Source organism: Aetokthonos hydrillicola CCALA 1050 (assembly GCF_017591665.1).
GTDB lineage: Bacteria > Cyanobacteriota > Cyanobacteriia > Cyanobacteriales > Nostocaceae > Aetokthonos > Aetokthonos hydrillicola.
This window is the reverse complement of the sequence record NZ_JAAKGC010000375.1, coordinates 1-1,598: the sequence shown is the minus strand read 5'-3', so window position 1 is coordinate 1,598 and position 1,598 is coordinate 1. Positions and strand designations below refer to the sequence as shown.

Sequence of the window (1,598 nt, the reverse complement as noted above, 5' to 3'; positions counted from 1 at the left end):
CTGGAGTTTGGACTAATCCGGTTTCGACCAGCAGTTAACAAGCAAGGGCAGGACAGAGGGACTCAACTTCAAATTTGAAGCTGAGTCAAGCGGCAGGATCAAGAAATTAGCCGAAACTAAGCAGCAGTGGGGTTGGCTTTATTCAGTGATTCTTCGGTTTTAGCTTTTTTAGATGCGTGTTTTTTTACAGTAGGGTAAGTAGGACGTGGGGGTGGTCGGTGTCCAAGAGTACGACCGGGGGATTTTCCACGGGTTTTTGGTGGTTGAGCAGGAGTACCAATAGCAGCTAAAATTAGTGGAAACGCTTGTGCTACGCGCCCTGGAGACAGTTTATCCTGAGTTGATTGCCAAGGCAATGGGCAGTCAATGCAAGCTTCGCGCGCTAACCATAATTGCCAAGTTAACAGTGGCATCAGGTCACTCCATCGTTCTGCTGCCTGAGTCGAACTTAATTGAGGCTGTGTCCAATGCAACCTTTGTTTCGCAAAGCGATACCAATGTTCCAAGGCAAAGCGACGTAAGTATTTATGCCAGAAATCCTCTAATGCGGGCATCGTCTGACCTAGCCAAGCTAACCATAAGGGTTTGAATTTCCGCTTCCGTCCCACGGGTTGAATCACCTCGACGCGGATGATCTCCATGTCTGTGTTGGGAGATTCCAAAAAATGATATCCACTCCAATGCATTAGTTTGATCTGACCAACCTTTGGATCGGAAACAATCAAAGTCTCATCTGCCTCTGGCCAAGTTGTGGGGTCGTTCAGCTTAAACTTATGACCATGCTTACGCGGTGCGCCCCGACCTTTTTTGGTCTCGGGTTTACCCCAAAGACATCTATTAGACGCTAATCTGAGTAATAAGTCTGCTTCTATACCAGCAGTAGCCTTTACAAATTTGGCGTTGCCGTAACCTCTGTCATAAGCAGCAAGTGGTCTAGTTCCTAACTGCCGAGTTACAAGCTTTAGTTGAAACGCTGCCCTACTTGTTGGGGTTTCAAAGCTGGTAATTCTCTCGTGTCTTAAGGGTAATGCCCAACTCCCATCTGCCTCTGGGATCCACGCCAACGTACTGTAACTTTGTCCCACACTGGCACTAACTCCTTTGCCCCCACTAAAAGTCCTTTCCTTGAGCGTCTTTGCGTCTGGTCTGGGCCAAAAGGTATGATCTCCTGCGAGAAATGGTTGCTCTTGAGTTCTTACCTTTGTTACCAGCAGATTCATCAGTTTTCTTCTATTGGGACGACTGTCATGCAGTGCGGCATAGACACTCGGCCAAGACCGCCTAAACACTGGATTTTGGGATAGACTGACAAATGATTGAATCGTTGGACTGGTCAGCACTGCATCCATCAGATCAAATACTGCGTCTCTTGCTTTACCTAGACCACCGTAGATTGCTTGCCGGAATTCTTCTAATTGTGTCAGGATCATCTGAGTCAATGAACTTTTCTTTACATTCATTGACTTTACAGCAGTCAGTGTAACTTCTGACTGCTTTCCTCTCTAACAATCAATCCGCGCCTCAGTACTAATGTCTATTTTTTATCTTTTCTTCTATCCGTGCTTTGCTTCTGTCTGAGCTTTTAGTCCAAACTCCAG

The 1,598-nt window shown here is 46.4% G+C and carries 1 protein-coding gene; it reads right to left on the bottom strand.

Going from position 1 to position 1,598, the window contains the following annotated elements:
* Positions 1-116: 116 nt before the first annotated feature.
* Positions 117-1,430 carry an NF041680 family putative transposase gene (locus tag G4P69_RS38065; protein WP_208346298.1) on the bottom strand — a complete coding sequence of 438 codons (1,314 nt, stop codon included), beginning with the start codon at positions 1,428-1,430 and terminating at the stop codon, positions 117-119.
* Between the last annotated feature and the right edge of the window lie 168 nt (positions 1,431-1,598).

Excerpts from the sequence above, each read along its gene's own strand:
- G4P69_RS38065 (WP_208346298.1), bottom strand. The coding sequence starts at position 1,430 with ATGATCCTGACACAATTAGAAGAATTCCGGCAAGCAATCTACGGTGGT.